Genomic DNA, 17570 nt, shown 5'->3' on the forward strand with positions numbered 1-17570 from the left:
GGCGGTCCTCCCCGTAGGGGACGCCGTCGGTCGGGAGCAGGAGGCGCCCCGGTGCGCGGTTCAGCCCGCAGAGCGATGCTCCGGACGGGTGACGAGGCCACCATGGAGACATGAGCACAGCGACTTTCGCCCCAGGCACCACGCCCCCCGGCGGCGCCACCGCCACGGGCGCCGTCCGCCACTCGTCCCACCGCGTCGGCAACGCTCTGCGCGCGATCAAGGTCTTCGCCGAGGCCGTGTTCTCCGTGGCCGTCCTCGGCGAGTACGCGGAGGAGGCGGGCGTCCACCGTCGGTGACCCAGCCCGGGCCGTGGTCGACCAGGGCAGGGGCCGTTGGTGGTCGCTGCCGGGGGGTGGTTTCCTCGGGCTCGGCCGAGCCAGCCCGGGCCGTGGTCGACCAGGGCAGGGGCCGTTGGTGGTTGCTGCCGGGGGGTGGTTTCCTCGGGCTCGGCCGAGCCAGCCCGGGCCGTGGTCGACCAGGGCAGGGGCCGTTGGTGGTCGCTGCCGGGGGGTGGTTTCCTCGGGCTCGGCCGAGCCAGCCCGGGCCGTGGTCGACCAGGGCAGGGGCCGTTGGTGGTTGCTGCCGGGGGGTGGTTTCCTCGGGCTCGGCCGAGCCAGCCCGGGCCGTGGTCGACCAGGGCAGGGGCCGTTGGTGGTCGCTGCCGGGGGGTGGTTTCCTCGGGCTCGGCCGAGCCAGCCCGGGCCGTGGTCGACCAGGGCAGGGGCCGTTGGTGGTTGCTGCCGGGGGGTGGTTTCCTCGGGCTCGGCCGAGCCAGCCCGGGCCGTGGTCGACCAGGGCAGGGGCCGTTGGTGGTCGCTGCCGGGGGGTGGTTTCCTCGGGCTCGGCCGAGCCAGCCCGGGCCGTGGTCGACCAGGGCAGGGGCCGTTGGTGGTCGCTGCCGGGGGGTGGTTTCCTCGGGCTCGGCCGAGCCCGGCGGCGGACGCCTTCGACGCCCTCCCTCAGTGGACCGGGTCCGCGGGGCCCTCCGCCTCGCCCGCCAGGAGCTCGTCCGCGTCCACGATCCGGTACGCGTAGCCCTGCTCGGCCAGGAACCGCTGGCGGTGCGCCGCGAAGTCCTGGTCGATCGTGTCCCTCGCCACCACCGAGTAGAAGTGCGCCTTGTGGCCGTCCGCCTTCGGGCGCAGGACGCGGCCGAGGCGCTGCGCCTCCTCCTGGCGCGAACCGAACGTGCCCGACACCTGGATCGCGATCGTCGCCTCCGGGAGGTCGATCGAGAAATTCGCGACCTTGGAGACGACCAGCACGCTGATCTCGCCGTTGCGGAAGGCGTCGAAGAGCTTCTCGCGCTGCGCGTTCGACGTCTCGCCCTTGATCACCGGGGCGTCCAGGTGCTCGCCCAGCTCGTCGAGCTGGTCGATGTACTGGCCGATGACCAGGATCTGCTGCCCCGCGTGCTTGCGGACCAGCTGTTCCGCCACCTTCCGCTTCGTCGCCGTCGTCGCGCAGAAGCGGTACTTCTCCTCCGTCTCGGCGGTCGCGTACGCGAGCCGCTCCGAGTCGGTGAGGTTGACCCGTACCTCCACGCAGTCGGCCGGCGCGATGTAGCCCTGCGCCTCGATCTCCTTCCAGGGAGCGTCGAACCGCTTCGGCCCGATCAGCGAGAAGACGTCCGACTCCCGGCCGTCCTCGCGCACGAGGGTCGCGGTCAGGCCCAGCCGGCGGCGCGCCTGGAGGTCGGCGGTGAACTTGAAGACCGGCGCGGGCAGCAGGTGCACCTCGTCGTAGAGGATCAGACCCCAGTCGCGGGAGTCGAACAGCTCCAGGTGCGGGTAGACGCCCTTCCGCTTGGTCGTCAGCACCTGGTAGGTGGCGATGGTGACCGGGCGGATCTCCTTCCTCGTGCCGCTGTACTCGCCGATCTCGTCCTCGGTCAGCGACGTCCGCCGCACCAGCTCGTGCTTCCACTGCCGGGCGGAGACGGTGTTGGTGACCAGGATCAGCGTCGTGGCCTTGGCCTGCGCCATCGCGCCCGCCCCGACCAGCGTCTTGCCGGCGCCGCAGGGCAGGACGACGACACCGGAGCCGCCGTGCCAGAAGCCCTCGACGGCCTGCTTCTGGTACGGGCGCAGCGCCCAGTCCGTCTCGTCGAGGTCGATGCGGTGCGCCTCGCCGTCGACGTAGCCCGCGAGGTCCTCCGCCGGCCAGCCCAGCTTCAGCAGCGTCTGCTTGATCTGCCCACGCTCGGAGGGGTGCACGGCCACCGTGTCCGGGTCGATCCGGGAGCCGACGAGCGGCTGGACCTTCCTCGACCGCAGGATCTCCTCCAGCACCGGCCGGTCGGTGGTGGTCAGGACGAGCCCGTGGGTGGGGTGCTTGGTGAGGGTGAGCCGGCCGTAGCGGGCCATCGTCTCGGCGACGTCGACGAGCAGGGCGTGCGGGACCGGGTACCGGGAGAACTCGACCAGCGCGTCCACGACCTGCTCGGCGTCGTGCCCGGCGGCGCGCGCGTTCCACAGACCGAGCGGGGTGACCCGGTAGGTGTGGATGTGCTCGGGCGCCCGCTCCAGCTCCGCGAACGGCGCGATGGCGCGACGGCAGGCGTCCGCCAGCTCGTGGTCGACTTCGAGAAGGAGGGTCTTGTCGCTCTGGACGATGAGGGGACCGTTCACACCTGCGCCCTTTCGGTAAGGCTCGGGGCCGCTTGAGGCCGGTGAGGCCAAACCTCAAGTGTGCCGCATGCCGGCAGAGACGGGCTCAGGCCGAGTCGTCGGCCAGTTCCGCCACGCCCGTGATGCGGTGCAGCGGGTACGTGCGCACCTCGTCCGCCGTGTGGTCGTACGCCGTCACGAAGCCGCCCTCCACCCGGACCGGGGCGATCACGCGCTGGCTGGCCGCGCCGTCCGCGTTGACGTAGCCGATCCAGACCGCCGAGCCGGTCATGGCCGCCGCCTGCACGGTCGCCAGGGTCTCGGCGGGGGTGGTGCGGGGCATCTCGCCGTCGGGGACGGGCACGGCGGCCTCGGTGACCGGCTTGCGCTCCACCGTGGCTGCGAGGTCGCCGGCCCGGATCGCCTTCACCGCCGCGCCGAGCAGTGTGGCGTCGGGCACCGGCGGCCCTTCGGGGACCGGGGCCGGCGCCGTGCGCGGCGGGGTACGGCGGGCGTGGGCTCGGGTGATCACGACGTCGCCCTCGGCCGACTCGGCGGCCGGCGCGTACCCCATCGCCCGCAGCCCGTCGAGCAGCGCCGCCGGGTCCGCCTGGGCGGCCAGGACCGTGGGCGCGAGGCGGCGCAGACGCAGGCCCTGCGAGCGCTTGTCCGCCAGGATCTCGGCGAGGAGCGCGTCGTCGTCGCAGCGCACGTACGCGGAGGCGGCGCCGACGCGCAGGTGGCCGTGGCGGCGGGCGACGTCGTCGATGAGGTAGGCCAGCGGCTGCGGCACGGGCGTACGGGAGTGCCTGGCCAGGAACGTGTGCAGGTCGGCCGCCGCCCGCCCGGCGTCGAGCGCGCGGCGCACGGAGGCGGGCGTGAAGCGGTAGACGGTCGCGCCGCCCTTGGACTCCACGTCGGCGAGGACGGCGAGGGTCTCGGCCAGTGGCCGCTCCAGCGGGCCGGGGGCGACGGCCGTCAGGTCGGCCTGGAGGAGGACGTGGTCCAGCGGCTCAGGCAGGAGCGGGGCGAGGAGGGCGACGGCACGGGCCCGGCGCGCGGCGGCGCCGGAGTCGGAGGCGCTGTCGGCCGCGGCGCGGTAGGCGACGGGACCGGGGCGCGGCACGGCGGACCCGGCCGTCCCGTCGTCGGCGCCGTGCGGGTCCGGCAGGTCGATCAGCGCGCGGGCGTGGGAGGCGAGAGCGCCGCGGCCCGTCACGCCCAGCAGCTCCGCCTCCGCGAGCGTCCAGGTCGCCATGCGCGCCCGCAGGTTCTGGCCGCCGCTCACCGAATCGCCCCGCAGCGGCCGCTCCCAGCGCAGCCGGTCCAGCAGCGTCTCCGGGTCCGGGACCGCGCCCGCCGGGAGGGACGCCATCAGCTCCAGCACCCGCAGCCGGACCGCGGGCGCGGCCGAACGGTCCAGGTCGGGGCCGAGAGCGGAGAGCGTGCGCCCCTTGGAGTCCTGGCTGCCGACGAGCCCCGGCGCACGGGTGGCCGACAGCCAGGCGACCGCGAGCCGCGCCCACCGCTGCGCCGGGGGCAGCTCCAGCCACTCGTCGTACGCGGGCGTCGGGGCGTACCGCTCGTCGGCCTCGCCGTCGGATGCCAACAGACCGGCCGCGTAGGCCAGTTCGGCCCAGAACGCGGCGAGCTGCTCGGTCGTGTCCAGCGCTGCGGCCGTCCGCTTGAGGTCGCGTACGGACAGACCGCCCGCGCGCAGGACCGGCGGGCCGCCCTCGTGCCAGTCCTTCAGCAGGTCCTCGACCGTCGTCAGCGCCGTGAACGCCTGCCCGGCCGCCGCACTGTCCACAACCTGTGGACGGCGCTCCGCCGCCTGCGCCACCGACGGCGGCACCGGCTCGGGCACCCGGTGCGCCCGGCCCGCCCGCAGATGCAGCGCCGCCTCCCTCGGCAGCACCACCGTCCGCGGCGACGCGGGCAGCAGCAGCCCGCGGTCCCGCAGCCACTGCACGGGCGGCGCGGGGGAGGACGTCACCTCCCCGTACGGAGGACCCCACACCAGCCGGTCCAGCACCGCCAGCGCCTGCGGCGGAGCCGTGTCCAGCAGCAGCGCCATCCGGCGCCGGTCCGTGAACAGCGCCGTCAGCGCCGCCACCGCGGACACCGGGTCGTGCGTCGGCGGCAGTCCGGCCGCCGCGAGGATCTCCTGCAGCCTGCCCGGCGACATGCCCGCGGTCGCCTCGGCGACGGACGGACCGAGACCGGTGGGCGAGGGACGTGTGGGGGACGGCGCGAGCAGTTCGCGGGCGGTGCGCACCAGCCGCAGCCGGTCGTCACCGCCCCACACCAGGGCCTGCGCGCGCAGGACCCCCAGCGCGCCGGGCAGCGCCGCCTCGACCTCCGGGTCGCCCTCGTCGCCGGCCACCAGCGCGAGCAGGGTCTCGTACGGGGCGGGATCCGGTGCCACGGCCAGCGCCTCGGCGGTCTGCAGCGCGAACCGGTCGAGCCGCTCCAGGGCACGGACGACGGAGGCGCGGGTACCGGCCCGGGTCGCGAGCTGGGTGACGTCGGTCGGCACCGGGCTCAGCAGATCGGGCCGGGCACGCAGCAGCGCGGCCAGTTCCTCGTCGGTGCGGGCGCGCAGCGCTTCGGCCAGCGTGCGCGGGGCGGCGCCGCCGCTCGGTTCGGGCTTGGTCCCCATCCGCCCCACGGTAGCCCCTGGAGCGCTACCGTCGGGGACAGGGCGGGCCCGCGGAAGGGGCCGTGATTCGTGGGATACGCCGGGAGCGCAGGGGAACGTCCGTGGGGATCGAGAGCGATCAGCTGGTCTACGACTACCTGAGCCGGGTCGGGGACCTGGCCCAGCAGGCCCAGCTTCCGTCCGGCGCCCGGATGCGGCTCGTGTCGTCGCTGCGGGGCGAGATCGACAAGCAGAGGTCGCGGTTCGGCGGGGACAGCCCCGCGGCGGTACGCCGGATCCTCGGGCGCCTCGGTGCGCCGGAGGCGGTGGTGGCCGAGGCGGCGGAGGAGGCCGTGCCCTCGCCGCCTCCGGGCGCGCCTTCGTCCGCGTCTTCCGCTCCGCCGTCGCCTTCGCCTTCGCCGGACACCGCCGGCCGGCGGCCGGCGATGCCGCGGCAGCGGGGGTGGCGCCGCATCCCGCGCCCGCGCACGGACTCCGCGCCCCGGGAGACGGCCGCGTCGCCGCCGCACCTGGCCGGGATGGACGAGCTCGGCCCCTCGGGCTCCGAGCCGGACTGGTGGCGGATCGAACCGGGGCCGTTCGGGGCGGGAGAGCGGGTGGCCGGGTTCGTGGGCGGCGTGGAGGTCCCCGAGATACTCAAGCCGCCGCCGGAGGAGGAGGCCGACACCGAGCCCGACGGCGAGGCCGACGGCGATCCGGCTCCCGGCGAGGAGGCGGCGGAGGAGGCTGTGCCGGTGCGGCGGCGGTGGCTGCCGCGACGGGAGCGGGGCGGGCCCGCTGACCTGGTGCTGCTGCTGGCCGCCGCGCTGCTGCTGGTCGGCGCGGCCCTCGGCTCGCTGCTCGCCCTGGCGGGCGGCTGGCTCCTCGCGTACGGCTCACGCCGCCTGTCCACCGCCCAGTCGAAACTGGCGGTCGCGGGCCTCCCGGGAGCGGCGGCGGCGGCCGGAGCCGTATGGCTGTGGGGCCGCATCAACGGCCACTGGGGCCCGCCGATCCCGGACGACGGCATGCGGGAGGCGCTGACGGGGACGTGGCCGTGGGTGCTGCGAGGGGCGGCGGTGGCGTCGGCGCTGTACCTGCTGTGGCGGCGGAGGAGGGCGCGGGCGTAGCGCCTGCGCTTTCCCCACCCCGCCCCTTCCCGTAACCGGGGGCTCTGCCCCCGGGCCCCCGCGCCTCAAGCGCCGGCGGGGCTGGATTTCGCGGAGCGAAATCAGCCCCCCCGGCCCCGCCCCCCGGTCACGTCACTTCGTCAGATCCGCCTGCAGCTCGTCCAGGATCTTCGTCGCCGCCGTGTACCCGATGCCCTGGATCCACAGCTGGTCCTCCACGGCGAACACCTTGTCGTTCTTCACCGCCGACATCCCCTTCCACAGCGCACCGTCCAGCGTCTGCGTCTGCTTCGCCTTCTTCGGGTCGCCGTAGGTCGAGTGGAAGACCACGTCCGCGTCCGCCAGGTCGATCTTCTCCGGGCTCACGTCGTACGAGAAGCCGTCCTTGGCCTTGTCCGTCACGGCCGGGCGGCCGAGGCCGACGTCCGCGAGGATCGTGGAGATGTAGTTCTGCTTGCCGTAGATGCGGATGTCCGCGCCCTCGACGAAGCGGACCACGTTCACCTCGGTCGCCGCCGCCTTCTCCTTGCCGCCGAGCGCGTCGGTGACCTTCTTCGCGTGGGTCTCGTACTCCGCGACGACCTTCCCGGCCTCGGCCTTCTTGCCGAGCGCGTCCGCGTGGAGCTGGAAGTTCTCCTTCCAGGGGTAGCCGGTCGTCTCCGTCATCACCGTCGGCGCGATCTTCTTCAGCTCGGCGTACTGCGCGCCGTGCCGGACCTTGGACGTCAGGATCAGGTCGGGCTTCAGCGCCGCGATCGCCTCCAGGTTCGGCGTCATCATCTCGCCGACGTCCTTGATCCCCGCGACCTTGTCCTTCGGCAGGTAGGGCAGGAAGCCGGACGTGGCGTCGGCGTGCGTCGCGCCGACCGGCTCGACGCCCAGCGTGATCGCGGAGTCCAGCTCGGCGGTGTCGAGCACGACGACGCGCTTCGGGGCGTCGGGAACCTCGACCTCTCCCATGGCTGTCTTCACCGTGTGCGTGCCGCTGCCCGCGGACGCGTCCGCGGAGCCGGACTTCGAGGACGAGTCCGACGACCCGCACGCGGTGAGCGTCATCGCGGCGGCCAGTGCGAGGGAACCCGCGGCGAGGCCGTGGCGGCGGATGGACGTGGTCATGAGGAGGAGACCCTTTCGGTCGGGGCAACGGGGGGTGTCTGCGGGGGGGTGTAGGGCGCGGCGGGTACGACGAGCGGCGAGCCGGTCACCGGGTCGGGGACGACCACGGACTCCATGGCGAAGACGTCGCGGACGAGTTCGGCGGTGACGACGTCCCCCGGCCGGCCCTCGGCCACGATCCGGCCCGCCTTCATGGCGACGAGATGGTCCGCGTAACGGGCGGCCTGGTTGAGGTCGTGCAGGACGGCGACGACGGTGCGGCCGCGCTCGTGGTTCAACTGGCGTACGAGATCGAGCACCTCGACCTGGTGAGCGATGTCGAGGTACGTCGTCGGCTCGTCCAGCAGCAGCAGATCCGTCTCCTGCGCGAGCGCCATAGCGATCCACACGCGCTGGCGCTGGCCGCCGGAGAGCTCGTCGACCGGGCGGTCGGCCAGGGCGGTGACGTCGGTGCGTGCCATCGCGTCGGTGACCGCGCGCTCGTCCTCGTCGGACCACTGCTTCCACCACGCCTGGTGCGGCTGGCGGCCGCGCGAGACGAGGTCGGCGACGGTGATGGCCTCCGGTGCGACGGGCGACTGCGGCAGCAGCCCGATCGCCTGCGCGATCCGTTTCGTCGGGGTCCTCGCGAGCTCCTGGCCGTCGAGCAGCACCGCGCCGCCCTTCGGCTTCAGCAGCCGCCCGAGGGCCCGCAGCGTCGTCGACTTGCCGCAGGCGTTGGGGCCGACGATGACGGTGACCTGCCCGTCGGGCACGGCGAGATCGAGTTCGTGCACGACCGTGCGGTCCTCGTAGGCGAGCGTCAGCTCGCGCGCCGTCAGCCTGCTCACGAATTGCCTCCAGCGGTACGACCGGTGTGGCTGCGGACGATCAGCCAGATCAGATACGGGGCGCCGACGGCGGCCGTGAGCACGCCCACGGGAAGCTCGGTCGGCGAGAACAGCCGCCGGGCCAGCAGGTCGGCGAGGACGACGATCACCGCGCCCATCAGCGCGGAGCAGAACAGGGGGATCTGCGCGGTGCGGGTCATGCGGCGGGCGATCTGCGGCGCGAGCAGGGCGACGAAGTCGACGGGTCCGGCGGCGCCGGTGGCGACGGACGCGAGGACGACGCCGAGGAGCACCAGCCCGAGCCGTACGCGCCCCAGCCGCACGCCGAGCGCGGTCGCCGTGTCGTCGTCCATCGCGACGGTGCGCTGCGCGCGGGCCGCCCACAGCACGGCGGGCAGCAGGACGAGCAGTGTCCAGCCGAGCGGCGCGGTTTCTTCCCAGCCGCGGCCGTTGAGGGAGCCGGTCATCCAGATCTGGGCCTGCTGGGCGACGAGATAGTCGCCCTTGGTCATGACCAGGGTGGTGACGGAGCGCAGCGCGATCGCGAAGCCGATGCCGATGAGGACGAAGCGGGTGGCGTGCAGGCCGCCGCGCCAGGCGAAGACGTACACGAGCGCGGCCGCGACGATGCCGCCCGTGACGGAGAGGTACGGCAGTGCCGTGTACGAGGTGACGCCGAAGGTCAGCGCGGTGACCGTGAGCGCGCTCGCGCCCTGGCTGATGCCGATGATGTCGGGGCTGGCGAGCGGGTTGCGCGCGACGGTCTGGATGAGCGCGCCGGCGACCCCGAAGGCGGCGCCGACGAGCAGCCCGACGACGAGCCGGGGAAGCCGGAGGGTGCCGACGACCAGCTCGTCGGGGGACGGCTGCCCGAGGAGCACCTTCAGCACTTCGGCGGGCGCGACGAAGCTCTCGCCGACGCTGAGGTAGGCGACGCAGGCGGCGGCGAGCGCGGCGGTGAGCCCGACGGCGGTGAGCGCGGCGCGCCGGTGCAGCAGGAAGCTGGCGCGCCCGGCGCGGGCGAGGGCGTATCCGGCGGGGCGGACGGGGGTGAGGGTCTCAGCGGTCATGCGTCCTCCTCGTGCGCGGGGCCGGGTCCGGGGCGAAGGCCCCACGCGGCGGAGCCGCACATCGGCACCGCAGGGCAGGGCGGGTAGGGGAGGACGTCACGCCGGCACCGCCTTGCGGCGGACCAGCGTCACCAGGAACGGCACGCCGATCAGCGCCGTCATCACGCCTGCCGGTATCTCGCTCGGCGGGAACACCACGCGGCCCAGCGCGTCGGACACCAGCAGCATCACCGGGCCGATCAGCGCGGCCATGGGCAGGACCCAGCGGTGGTCGCCGCCCACGATCGCGCGGGCGATGTGCGGGACCGCGAGGCCTATGAACGCGATCGGGCCCGCCGCCGCCACGCCCACGCCCGTCAGCACCGTCGCGCCGACGCCGCCCACGATCCGTACCGTCGCCACGTTCTGGCCGAGGCCCTTCGCGACGTCCTCGCCGAGGGCCAGCGCGTCCAGGCCGCGGGCCACCGCGACCACCAGCACCGTGCCCACCAGCAGGAAGGGCCAGACCTGGTGCGCGATCTCCGCGTCGCGTCCGGCCACCGAGCCGACCTGCCAGAAGCGGAACTCGTCCAGCGCCGCCGCCTTCGTCGTCAGGACGCCCATCGTCACCGACACCAGCAGCGCGTTGATCGCCGCGCCGCCCAGCGCCAGTTTCACCGGCGTCGCACCGCCGCGGCCGCTGGAGGCGATCGCGTACACCGCGACCGACGCGAGGGCCGCGCCCGCGAACGCGAACCAGACGTACCCCGTGAGCGTGTGGACGCCGGCGAACGCGATCGCCAGCACCACGCCCACCGACGCGCCCTGGCTGATGCCGAGGATGCCCGGGTCGGCGATCGGGTTGCGCGTGATGCCCTGCAGGGCCGTGCCCGCGATCGCCAGCGCCGCGCCGACCATCAGGCCGATCAGGGTGCGCGGTACGCGCAGCTCCCGGACGACCTCGGCGTCCGGGCCGCTTCCGTCGTGCAGCAGGGCGTCGAGCACCGCCGACGGCGCGACCGCGCGCGCCCCGACGGCGAGGCTGAGCAGGGCCGCCAGCAGCAGAGCCGCCACGGCCGCCGCCGTCCAGCCGATACGGCGGACGGCCTGAGCGCGTCTGGCTGACATGAACACCTATCGCAGAGAGGACCCAGGGTTGGTAAGGCTTGGCTAAGTCTATGCGTCCGGAATTCGCCGCCCCGAGGGGGCTGCAAGCCCCGGGCACAATGGCCGGCATGGCCATCCACAGCGCACCGCAGCCGCCCACCGTCGGGTTCGACCTGGACATGACCCTCATCGACTCGCGCCCCGGCATCCACGCCGCCTTCCGGGCGCTGTCCGCCGAGACCGGGGTGTGGATCGACGCGGACCTGGCGATCACCCGTCTCGGGCCGCCGCTGGAGCAGGAGTTGGCGCACTGGTTCCCGGACGAGGCGATCCAGGAGACGGCCGACCGCTATCGGGAGATCTACCCGGAGCACGCGATAGCGCCGACCTTCGCGATGCCCGGCGCCCGCGAGGCCGTCGAGGCGGTCCAGGAGCTCGGCGGACGCGCCATCGTCGTCACCGCCAAGCACGAACCCAACGCCAAGCTGCACCTCGCCCACCTCGGCATCGCCCCGGACGAGGTCGTCGGCTGGCTGTGGGCGGAGGCCAAGGCGGAGGCGCTGCGCGAGCACGGCGCGAGCGTGTACGTCGGTGACCACATCGGCGACGTACGCGGCGCGCGGGTCGCCGGCGCCCTCTCGGTGGCCGTGCCGACCGGGCCCTGCGACGCGGAGGAACTGCGCGGGGCGGGCGCGGACGTGATCCTGGACGACCTCACCGCGTTCCCGGACTGGCTGCGGAGCGGCGCCCGGTCCTGACGCCACCGCACCGCCGCGCCGGGGTCGCCACCCGACCCCGTAAACCGAATGCTGGTGCGGTCGTTACCGCGACCGAGCGGATTTGGCCTGACGCCGCTGCGCCGCGACCGACCGCAGCACCCCGGCCGCGGCGATCAGGAATCCGACGCCCATCAGCATGCTCACGGCGTACGCCACTGTCGGGAACGGCTCGGTTCCCAGGAACAGCGGGGCGACGGTGACGAGAGTGGCGACGGCGCCGACGACGAAGACGATGCCGCCGACGCGCACCAGCACGTCACCCGGGGCGGGAGCGGCTGCGGGAGGAGTAGCAGTCATTCGGCCAGGGTAGTTCCCTTGCGCGTAGGAACCGATCGGGGACGTCTTGTCACCAGCCTCTGGACCATTAGCCTTGGGGGTGGCGGGTCAGGCGACCCGCTGTAGTGCTATCCAGAGCCGTTTTTCGGCGCCCGCCCGCGGTGCCCACAGCGCCCGACGAGTACGAGGACGAGGACAGACGTGCCCACCGGCAAAGTCAAGTGGTTCAACAGCGAGAAGGGCTTCGGCTTTCTCTCACGCGATGACGGCGGCGACGTCTTCGTGCACTCCTCCGTGCTCCCCTCCGGCGTGGATGTTCTCAAGCCGGGCCAGCGCGTCGAGTTCGGCGTGGTGGCGGGCCAGCGCGGCGACCAGGCGCTGTCGGTGACGCTGCTCGACCCGACCCCCTCCGTGGCGGCCGCCCAGCGGCGCAAGCCGGACGAGCTGGCGTCCATCGTGCAGGACCTGACGACCCTTCTGGAGAACATCACGCCGATGCTGGAGCGTGGCCGCTACCCCGACAAGGTGCAGGGCAAGAAGATCGCCGGCCTGCTGCGGGCGGTCGCGGACCAGCTGGACGTGTGACGCCCGGCGCTCAGACGAACGACAGCGCATTCCGGCCGAGGGGCGGTACGAGCCCCTCGGCCGCCGCGCGTGTCAGCAGGCCGCGCACGGCCGCGTAGCCGTCGTCGCCCAGGTTGTGGGTGAACTCGTTCACGTACAGCCCGATGTGCTGGTCCGCGACGGCCGGATCCATCTCCTGGGCGTGCTCCAGCACGTAGGGCCGGGACGCGTCGGGGTCGTCCCAGGCCATGCGGACGGACGTCCGCGCGGCGTCGGCCAGCCGGTGCAGCATCTCGGCGCCCAGCGAGCGCTTGGCGATGATCGCGCCGAGCGGGATGGGCAGCCCCGTCGTCCGCTCCCAGTGCTCGCCCATGTCCGCGAGCGCGTGGAGCCCGTACTGCTGGTAGGTGAAGCGGGCCTCGTGGATGACGAGCCCGGCGTCCACCTTGCCGTCGCGCACGGCGGGCATGATCTCGTGGAACGGCATCACGACCACCTCGCCGACCCCGGCCGGGACGACGTCGGCGGCCCAGAGCCGGAACAGCAGGTACGCGGTCGAGCGCTCGCTCGGCACCGCGACCGTCCTGCCCTCCAGGGCGGCGCCCGGTTCGCGGGTCAGCACGAGCGGGCCGCAGCCGCGGCCGAGCGCGCCGCCGCACGGGAGGAGCGCGTACTCGTCGAGGACCCACGGCAGCACCGCGTACGACACCTTCAGGACGTCGAACTCGCCGCGCTCGGCCATGCCGTTCGTGATGTCGATGTCCGCGAACGTCACGTCCAGCTCGGGCGCGCCCGGGATGCGGCCGTGCGCCCAGGCGTCGAAGACGAAGGTGTCGTTCGGGCAGGGCGAGTAGGCGATCTGCAGGGTCACGGTTGCTCCTGGAGGACGGGGGCGAGCTGCTGGAACGCACCGCGCAGCGCGCCGAGCGCCTCGCCGATGCGCCAGGCGGCGCGGTCGCGGGGCCCCACGGCGTTGGAGACCGCGCGGATCTCGACCACCGGCACGCCGTGGGCGGCGGCGGCCTCGGCGACCCCGAAGCCCTCCATGGCCTCCGCGGCGGCGCGCGGGTGACGTGCGGTCAGCTCGTCGGCGCGGGCCGCCGTGCCGGTCACCGTGGAGACGGTGAGGACGGGTGCGTGCACCGCGCCCACCGCCTCGGCGATGCGCGCGGACAGCCGGGCGGGCGGCAGGTGCACGGTGCGGCCGAAGCCGAGCGCGTCGACGGGGAGGAAGCCGTCGGGGGTGTCGGCGCCGAGGTCGGCGGCGACGATCGCGTCGGAGACGACGAGAGAACCGACCGGGCAGTGCGCCGCGAAGCCGCCGCCGATGCCGGCGGAGACGACGAGGCCGTACGGCTCGGTCGCGGCCGTCAGCGCGGTGGCGGTGGCCGCCGCGGCGGCGGCCGGTCCGACGCCGGCGACGAGGACGTCGAGCGAGGGCGTACGGGTGAGGGCGTAGCCGCCCGGGAGGACGCCGGGGTCCCCCGTGGCGACGGCTTCGGCCTCCGCCGCCACGGCGGTCACGACAAGGACGCGCACGAGGGTGCCCTCCGGGTCCTGCGGGTCCTCCGGGTCAGGAGGCCTTCTCGAACTGGAAGCGGTAGATGCCGATGACCTTCTTGCCCTTCGTCTCCATGATGTTGACGTCGGCCTTGGTGGTCGGCTCGCCGGTCTGCGACGAGAAGAAGGCGTTGCCCGGGATGGTCCGGTACGACTTCTTGTACGGCTCCTGCTCGACGGGCTGCACGCCGAAGAGCAGCGTCCAGCCGTTGTCGGCGATCTCCGGGTCGACGCCGAGGCGGACCTTGTCGTCGGCGGCGAACTTGATCTTGGTGGGAGTGCCCTTGGTGAGGCACTTCTGGATCTCGGACTCCTTGAGCGCCTCGCCGTCGTTGTAGCAGGTCGCTTCGGTGTGGACCGAGTCCGATCCGACCGTCACGGTCGCGAGCGGGGTCGGCTTGTCACCACAGGCGGAGAGGACGAGGAGCCCGGCGGAGACAGCGCCGAGAGCGGCAGCGGTCCGGCGGCGCTTGCCGGAGAAGAACGCAACGGTCATGGCCCGAAGGCTATCGGGCGCGACGGGCACGGCGGCGCGGGGGTACGGCGCGGCGGCCTTTTCAGCCCGGTGGCCTTCGCCGGCGGGCTGCTTCCGGCCCGCCCGGGCCCCGCCCGGATGCGCTGCGCAGGCGGGGCGTGCGGTTCCAGCCGGCCTGAGTCCCCCTGGAGATTGAGCTGCCCCCAGGGCATGCCGTGCCACCGGGTGGTGGCCGGGTCCGATGCCTCGGCCGGGTTGCCGGGGCGCTGCCCCGGACCCCGCGCCTCAATCGCCGACGGGGCTGGACTTGCCGGGTCCGCGAGTGCGGCGCACCTGCGGGGGCCGGACGGGCCCGGCAGCGCGGCGCACCTGCGGGGCTCTGCCCCGGACCCCGCGCCTCAATCGCCGACGGGGCTGGACTTGCCGGGTCCGCAGGCGCGGCGGTCTCGCGGGGCTGAATGGGCCGGTCCGCAGGCACAGCCGCTGACGAAGCTGGACGGCGCGCCCGCGGGGGTGGAAGGGCCCGGTCCGCGAGTGCGGCGGGCGTGTCACGCCACGCGGGTGCGAGGGGCGTCGCTGCGGCGGGCGGACGAGAACAGGCCGGGGCCCGCCGACACCGCACCCGCCGCCACGATCGCCGCCGCCACCGACATCCCCAGCGAGCCGTTCAGCGGCAGCGAGATGCCGATCGCCCCGCCCAGCACCCACGACATCTGCAGCAGCGTTTCCGAGCGCGCGAACGCCGACGTACGGACCTGTTCCGGCACGTCCCGCTGGATCAGCGCGTCCAGTGACAGCTTCGACAGCGCCTGCGTGAAGCCTGCCGCCGCGCCGAGGATCGCCACCATGCCCGCGCCGAAGAACACCGCCGCCAGGATCGCCGCGGTCAGCACCAGCGCCAGCATCGTCGCGATGATCAGCTCGGGGCCGCGCGCCTTCAGCCACGCGCCCACCGCCGTGCCCAGCGCGTTGCCCACGCCCGCCGCCACGCCCACCATGCCGAGCGACACCGCGGCCGACTGGCCGCCCAGGGGATGGTCGCGCAGCAGGAACGCCAGGAAGAAGATCAGAAACCCGGACAGCGCGCGGTGCGCCGCGTTCGCCTGGAGGCCGTGCAGCACCGAGGGACCCACCGTGCGCAGGCTCGGCTTCTTCTCGCCGTGCGTCAGCATGTGCGCCTTGTGCTCACCCTTCGCCGAGTCCACCTTGGGCGGCATCGTGAAGGCCCAGTAGGTGCCCAGCAGGAACAGCGCGCACGCCCCGTACAGCGGCCACTGCGGCCCGATCTGCTGCAGCCCCACCGCGGCGGGCGCGGCGATGCCCGTGGCGAGCAGGCCGGCGAGCGTGACCCGGGAGTTCGCCTTCACCAGCGAGAACCCCGGCGGCAGCAGTCGGGGCACGACGGCGCTGCGCACCACGCCGTACGCCTTGGACGACACGAGCACGCCCAGCGCGGCCGGATACAGCTCCAGGTCACCGGTCGCGACCGCGCCCGACAGCAGCAACGCCAGCAGCACGCGGGCGAGCATCGCGCCCGCCATCGCCGCGCGCCGTCCGTGCGGGAGGTGGTCGAGCAGCGGGCCGATGACCGGAGCGAGCAGCGTGAAGGGCGCCATCGTGACGGCGAGGTAGAGCGCGACCCGGCCGCGGGCCTCGTCCGTCGGCACGGAGAAGAACACGGTGGACGCGAGCGCGACGGTGATCATGACGTCACCCGCGCCGTTGACCGCGTGCAGTTCGATCAGTTTTCCGAGGCCCGATTCGCCCGCGCCGTGCGCGTGGGTCGCCTTGCGGATGCCGCGCGCGGTGCCGGTGAACGGCAGGTGCAGGGCACGCCCGACCTTCCGGCCCGCTCCTCGGAGCGGCCCGGACGCCTCGGACGACCTCGCGGCTGCCACCTCGTCATAGTGCCCCAAGCCCCCTCGGCGCGAACCGTGCTCCGCGCCGACGGGCCGCGTGTTGGCCGCCGATCGCGTCCGCGATGCGGACAGCGCGGCCCGTCGGTTCATCCCGTGTTGCGACGGGCAGGTGGGCGGGGAGCTGTGAAGGGGGTAGCGTGCGTAGCGCGCCACCGGCGGTTGTTCTCGGCCGCGCGCCTCTTCGGCATCCCGCAGAATGGATGACGTCAGGTGTGCCCGAAAACGGATCGGTCCGGGCGTGGACGTCGATGCGGCCCTCTGGTCCGCTCCGCCCACGGCCCCGTACCTGTCGGCCTGGCAGGCGCACCCGTGAGACGGCGTAGGAGAGAAGCGAGACCTGTGAGTGCGACGACGCGAAGCCGTACCCCCGACCGTCTGTGCGCCGAGGCGGTAGACCTCGCCCGGGAGGCGGCCGAGGAGGCCGCTGCACCTGGAGTGGTGGGCGAGCATGTGTCCCTCGTCTCGGAGGGAGACCGGGTCGTCACCCACTTCTTCGAGTGCAAGGAACCGGGCTACCGGGGCTGGCGCTGGGCCGTCACGGTCGCCCGCGCGTCCCGCGCCAAGGTGGTCACGCTCGACGAAACCGTCCTGCTGCCCGGTCCGGACGCGCTGCTCGCGCCGGAATGGGTGCCGTGGAGCGAGCGGCTGCGGCCGGGCGACATGGGGCCCGGGGACCTGCTGCCCACGGAGGCGGACGACCTGCGGCTGGAGCCCGGCTACACGGGGGAGGACGAGCCCCCGCCGAACTCGGTGCTCGCCGAGCACCCGCCCTCGCACGACCTGGCCGAGCGGGTCGACGCCGAGGACGCCGAGCTCACCGACCGCAGGCCGGCGATCGAGGCGACCGACAACAGCGGGCGCGGCCAGATCGCGGCGCTCGCCGAGGAGCTCGGCATGCGCCGGGCCCGGGTGCTGTCCCGGTACGGGCTGCACACGGCGGCGGACCGCTGGGACGAGGCCTTCGGCCCGAAGACCGCGATGGCGCAGGCGGCGCCGGCGGCGTGCGTGACGTGCGCTTTCCTGGTGCCGATCGCGGGGTCGCTGCGGCAGGCGTTCGGCGTGTGCGCGAACGAGTTCTCGCCGGCGGACGGACGCGTGGTGTCGCTGGCGTACGGCTGCGGTGGTCACTCGGAGGCGGCCGTGATGCCGAAGCCGCCGGTGCCGCCGCCGCCGGTGCTCGACTCGATGGCGGCGGACGAGTTCCCGCTGCGGCCGGCGCGCGACAGCGGGTCGGTGTCGCCGGAGACGGACGCGGAGTCGGAGGACCTGGGCCACTCCTAGCCTCTCCGGCCGGCAGGTCCGCCCTCACGGGGTCCCACCCGAGGGCGGGCCGCGATCAAGCGCGCTGCGCCCGCGGACCGGGCTGAATCAGCCTCGTCGGCGCTGTGCCCGGCGGGACGCGCGGCCTGCGTTGCGCGTGGGGATCGGGCTGCTGTCCGATGGGCGGGGGCATGACCTGCGGGTGTGTTCTCCATCTCCCCTACGGCCTGGCGGCCGTGGGAAGAGCCCCCCAGA

16 protein-coding genes are annotated in these 17570 nt (G+C 74.1%); 5 read left to right on the forward strand and 11 right to left on the reverse strand.

The annotated features are described in order from the left end of the window. Positions 1–110: 110 nt before the first annotated feature. On the forward strand, positions 111–296 hold the full coding sequence (locus HW130_RS16435) for a hypothetical protein (protein ID WP_177150317.1): 186 nt from the start codon (positions 111–113) through the stop codon (positions 294–296). Positions 297–959: 663 nt separating this feature from the next. Here HW130_RS16435 and HW130_RS16440 read toward each other — a convergent pair. Together HW130_RS16440 and HW130_RS16445 are read right to left on the reverse strand one after the other, a co-directional pair. Continuing rightward, positions 960–2630: a DNA repair helicase XPB gene (locus HW130_RS16440; protein ID WP_177150318.1), complete on the reverse strand. Its 1671-nt coding sequence runs from the start codon at positions 2628–2630 to the stop codon at positions 960–962. Between the two features lie 85 nt (positions 2631–2715). After that, on the reverse strand, positions 2716–5271 hold the full coding sequence (locus HW130_RS16445) for a helicase C-terminal domain-containing protein (RefSeq protein ID WP_177150319.1): 2556 nt from the start codon (positions 5269–5271) through the stop codon (positions 2716–2718). Between the two features lie 101 nt (positions 5272–5372). On the opposite strand from HW130_RS16445, the gene HW130_RS16450 reads away from it, so the two are divergent. Beyond that, positions 5373–6380, forward strand: a complete 1008-nt coding sequence (locus tag HW130_RS16450; RefSeq protein WP_177150320.1) for a hypothetical protein — start codon at positions 5373–5375, stop codon at positions 6378–6380. Positions 6381–6512: 132 nt separating this feature from the next. Here HW130_RS16450 and HW130_RS16455 read toward each other — a convergent pair whose 3' ends face one another. From HW130_RS16455 to HW130_RS16470, 4 genes are all read right to left on the reverse strand, one after another. Next, entirely contained in the window at positions 6513–7496 is a 984-nt protein-coding gene (locus HW130_RS16455; protein WP_177150321.1) for an ABC transporter substrate-binding protein, read from the reverse strand. Beyond that, the gene (locus HW130_RS16460; protein WP_177150322.1) at positions 7493–8326 is read right to left on the reverse strand and encodes an ABC transporter ATP-binding protein; all 834 of its coding nucleotides are present in this window, start codon (positions 8324–8326) and stop codon (positions 7493–7495) included. Before HW130_RS16460 ends, HW130_RS16455 begins: the two co-directional genes overlap by 4 nt. Then, positions 8323–9396, reverse strand: a complete 1074-nt coding sequence (locus HW130_RS16465) for an iron chelate uptake ABC transporter family permease subunit (protein WP_177150323.1) — start codon at positions 9394–9396, stop codon at positions 8323–8325. Before HW130_RS16465 ends, HW130_RS16460 begins: the two co-directional genes overlap by 4 nt. Before the next feature lie 96 nt (positions 9397–9492). Next, positions 9493–10503, reverse strand: a complete 1011-nt coding sequence (locus HW130_RS16470) for an iron ABC transporter permease (protein WP_177150324.1) — start codon at positions 10501–10503, stop codon at positions 9493–9495. A 98-nt stretch (positions 10504–10601) separates the two neighbouring features. Between HW130_RS16470 and HW130_RS16475 the strand changes: the two genes are divergently transcribed. After that, complete coding sequence (locus HW130_RS16475; RefSeq protein WP_177150325.1) at positions 10602–11240, forward strand: HAD family hydrolase; 639 nt, start codon at positions 10602–10604, stop codon at positions 11238–11240. Positions 11241–11303: 63 nt separating this feature from the next. Here HW130_RS16475 and HW130_RS16480 read toward each other — a convergent pair whose 3' ends face one another. Next, positions 11304–11558 carry a hypothetical protein gene (locus HW130_RS16480; protein WP_177150326.1) on the reverse strand — a complete coding sequence of 85 codons (255 nt, stop codon included), beginning with the start codon at positions 11556–11558 and terminating at the stop codon, positions 11304–11306. A gap of 180 nt (positions 11559–11738) precedes the next feature. Between HW130_RS16480 and HW130_RS36580 the strand changes: the two genes are divergently transcribed. Continuing rightward, on the forward strand, positions 11739–12122 hold the full coding sequence (locus HW130_RS36580; RefSeq protein ID WP_177150327.1) for a cold-shock protein: 384 nt from the start codon (positions 11739–11741) through the stop codon (positions 12120–12122). Positions 12123–12132: 10 nt separating this feature from the next. Here the strand turns inward: HW130_RS36580 and HW130_RS16490 are convergent, their stop codons facing one another. From HW130_RS16490 to HW130_RS16505, 4 genes are all read right to left on the reverse strand, one after another. Continuing rightward, positions 12133–12972 (reverse strand): 1,4-dihydroxy-6-naphthoate synthase, encoded by an 840-nt coding sequence (locus HW130_RS16490; protein WP_177150328.1) that lies wholly within the window; start codon positions 12970–12972, stop codon positions 12133–12135. Beyond that, complete coding sequence (locus HW130_RS16495) at positions 12969–13640, reverse strand: futalosine hydrolase (RefSeq protein ID WP_177150329.1); 672 nt, start codon at positions 13638–13640, stop codon at positions 12969–12971. Before HW130_RS16495 ends, HW130_RS16490 begins: the two co-directional genes overlap by 4 nt. Before the next feature lie 34 nt (positions 13641–13674). Beyond that, positions 13675–14157, reverse strand: a complete 483-nt coding sequence (locus tag HW130_RS16500; protein ID WP_177150330.1) for a DUF2771 domain-containing protein — start codon at positions 14155–14157, stop codon at positions 13675–13677. 527 nt (positions 14158–14684) lie between these two features. Further along, positions 14685–16034 carry an MFS transporter gene (locus tag HW130_RS16505; RefSeq protein ID WP_177150331.1) on the reverse strand — a complete coding sequence of 450 codons (1350 nt, stop codon included), beginning with the start codon at positions 16032–16034 and terminating at the stop codon, positions 14685–14687. Positions 16035–16394: 360 nt separating this feature from the next. Here HW130_RS16505 and HW130_RS16510 point away from each other — a divergent pair, with 360 nt between their 5' ends. Continuing rightward, positions 16395–17336: a DUF3027 domain-containing protein gene (locus tag HW130_RS16510; RefSeq protein WP_177150332.1), complete on the forward strand. Its 942-nt coding sequence runs from the start codon at positions 16395–16397 to the stop codon at positions 17334–17336. Positions 17337–17570 lie beyond the last annotated feature (234 nt).

The organism is Streptomyces sp. PKU-EA00015, assembly GCF_013387495.1.
In the GTDB taxonomy this organism is placed as follows: Bacteria; Actinomycetota; Actinomycetes; order Streptomycetales; family Streptomycetaceae; genus Streptomyces.

Excerpts from the sequence above, each read along its gene's own strand:
- HW130_RS16465 (WP_177150323.1), bottom strand. The coding sequence starts at position 9,396 with ATGACCGCTGAGACCCTCACCCCCGTCCGCCCCGCCGGATACGCCCTC.
- HW130_RS16500 (WP_177150330.1), bottom strand. The coding sequence starts at position 14,157 with ATGACCGTTGCGTTCTTCTCCGGCAAGCGCCGCCGGACCGCTGCCGCT.
- HW130_RS16480 (WP_177150326.1), bottom strand. The coding sequence starts at position 11,558 with ATGACTGCTACTCCTCCCGCAGCCGCTCCCGCCCCGGGTGACGTGCTG.
- HW130_RS16445 (WP_177150319.1), bottom strand. The coding sequence starts at position 5,271 with ATGGGGACCAAGCCCGAACCGAGCGGCGGCGCCGCCCCGCGCACGCTG.
- HW130_RS16475 (WP_177150325.1), top strand. The coding sequence starts at position 10,602 with ATGGCCGGCATGGCCATCCACAGCGCACCGCAGCCGCCCACCGTCGGG.
- HW130_RS16455 (WP_177150321.1), bottom strand. The coding sequence starts at position 7,496 with ATGACCACGTCCATCCGCCGCCACGGCCTCGCCGCGGGTTCCCTCGCA.
- HW130_RS16470 (WP_177150324.1), bottom strand. The coding sequence starts at position 10,503 with ATGTCAGCCAGACGCGCTCAGGCCGTCCGCCGTATCGGCTGGACGGCG.
- HW130_RS16435 (WP_177150317.1), top strand. The coding sequence starts at position 111 with ATGAGCACAGCGACTTTCGCCCCAGGCACCACGCCCCCCGGCGGCGCC.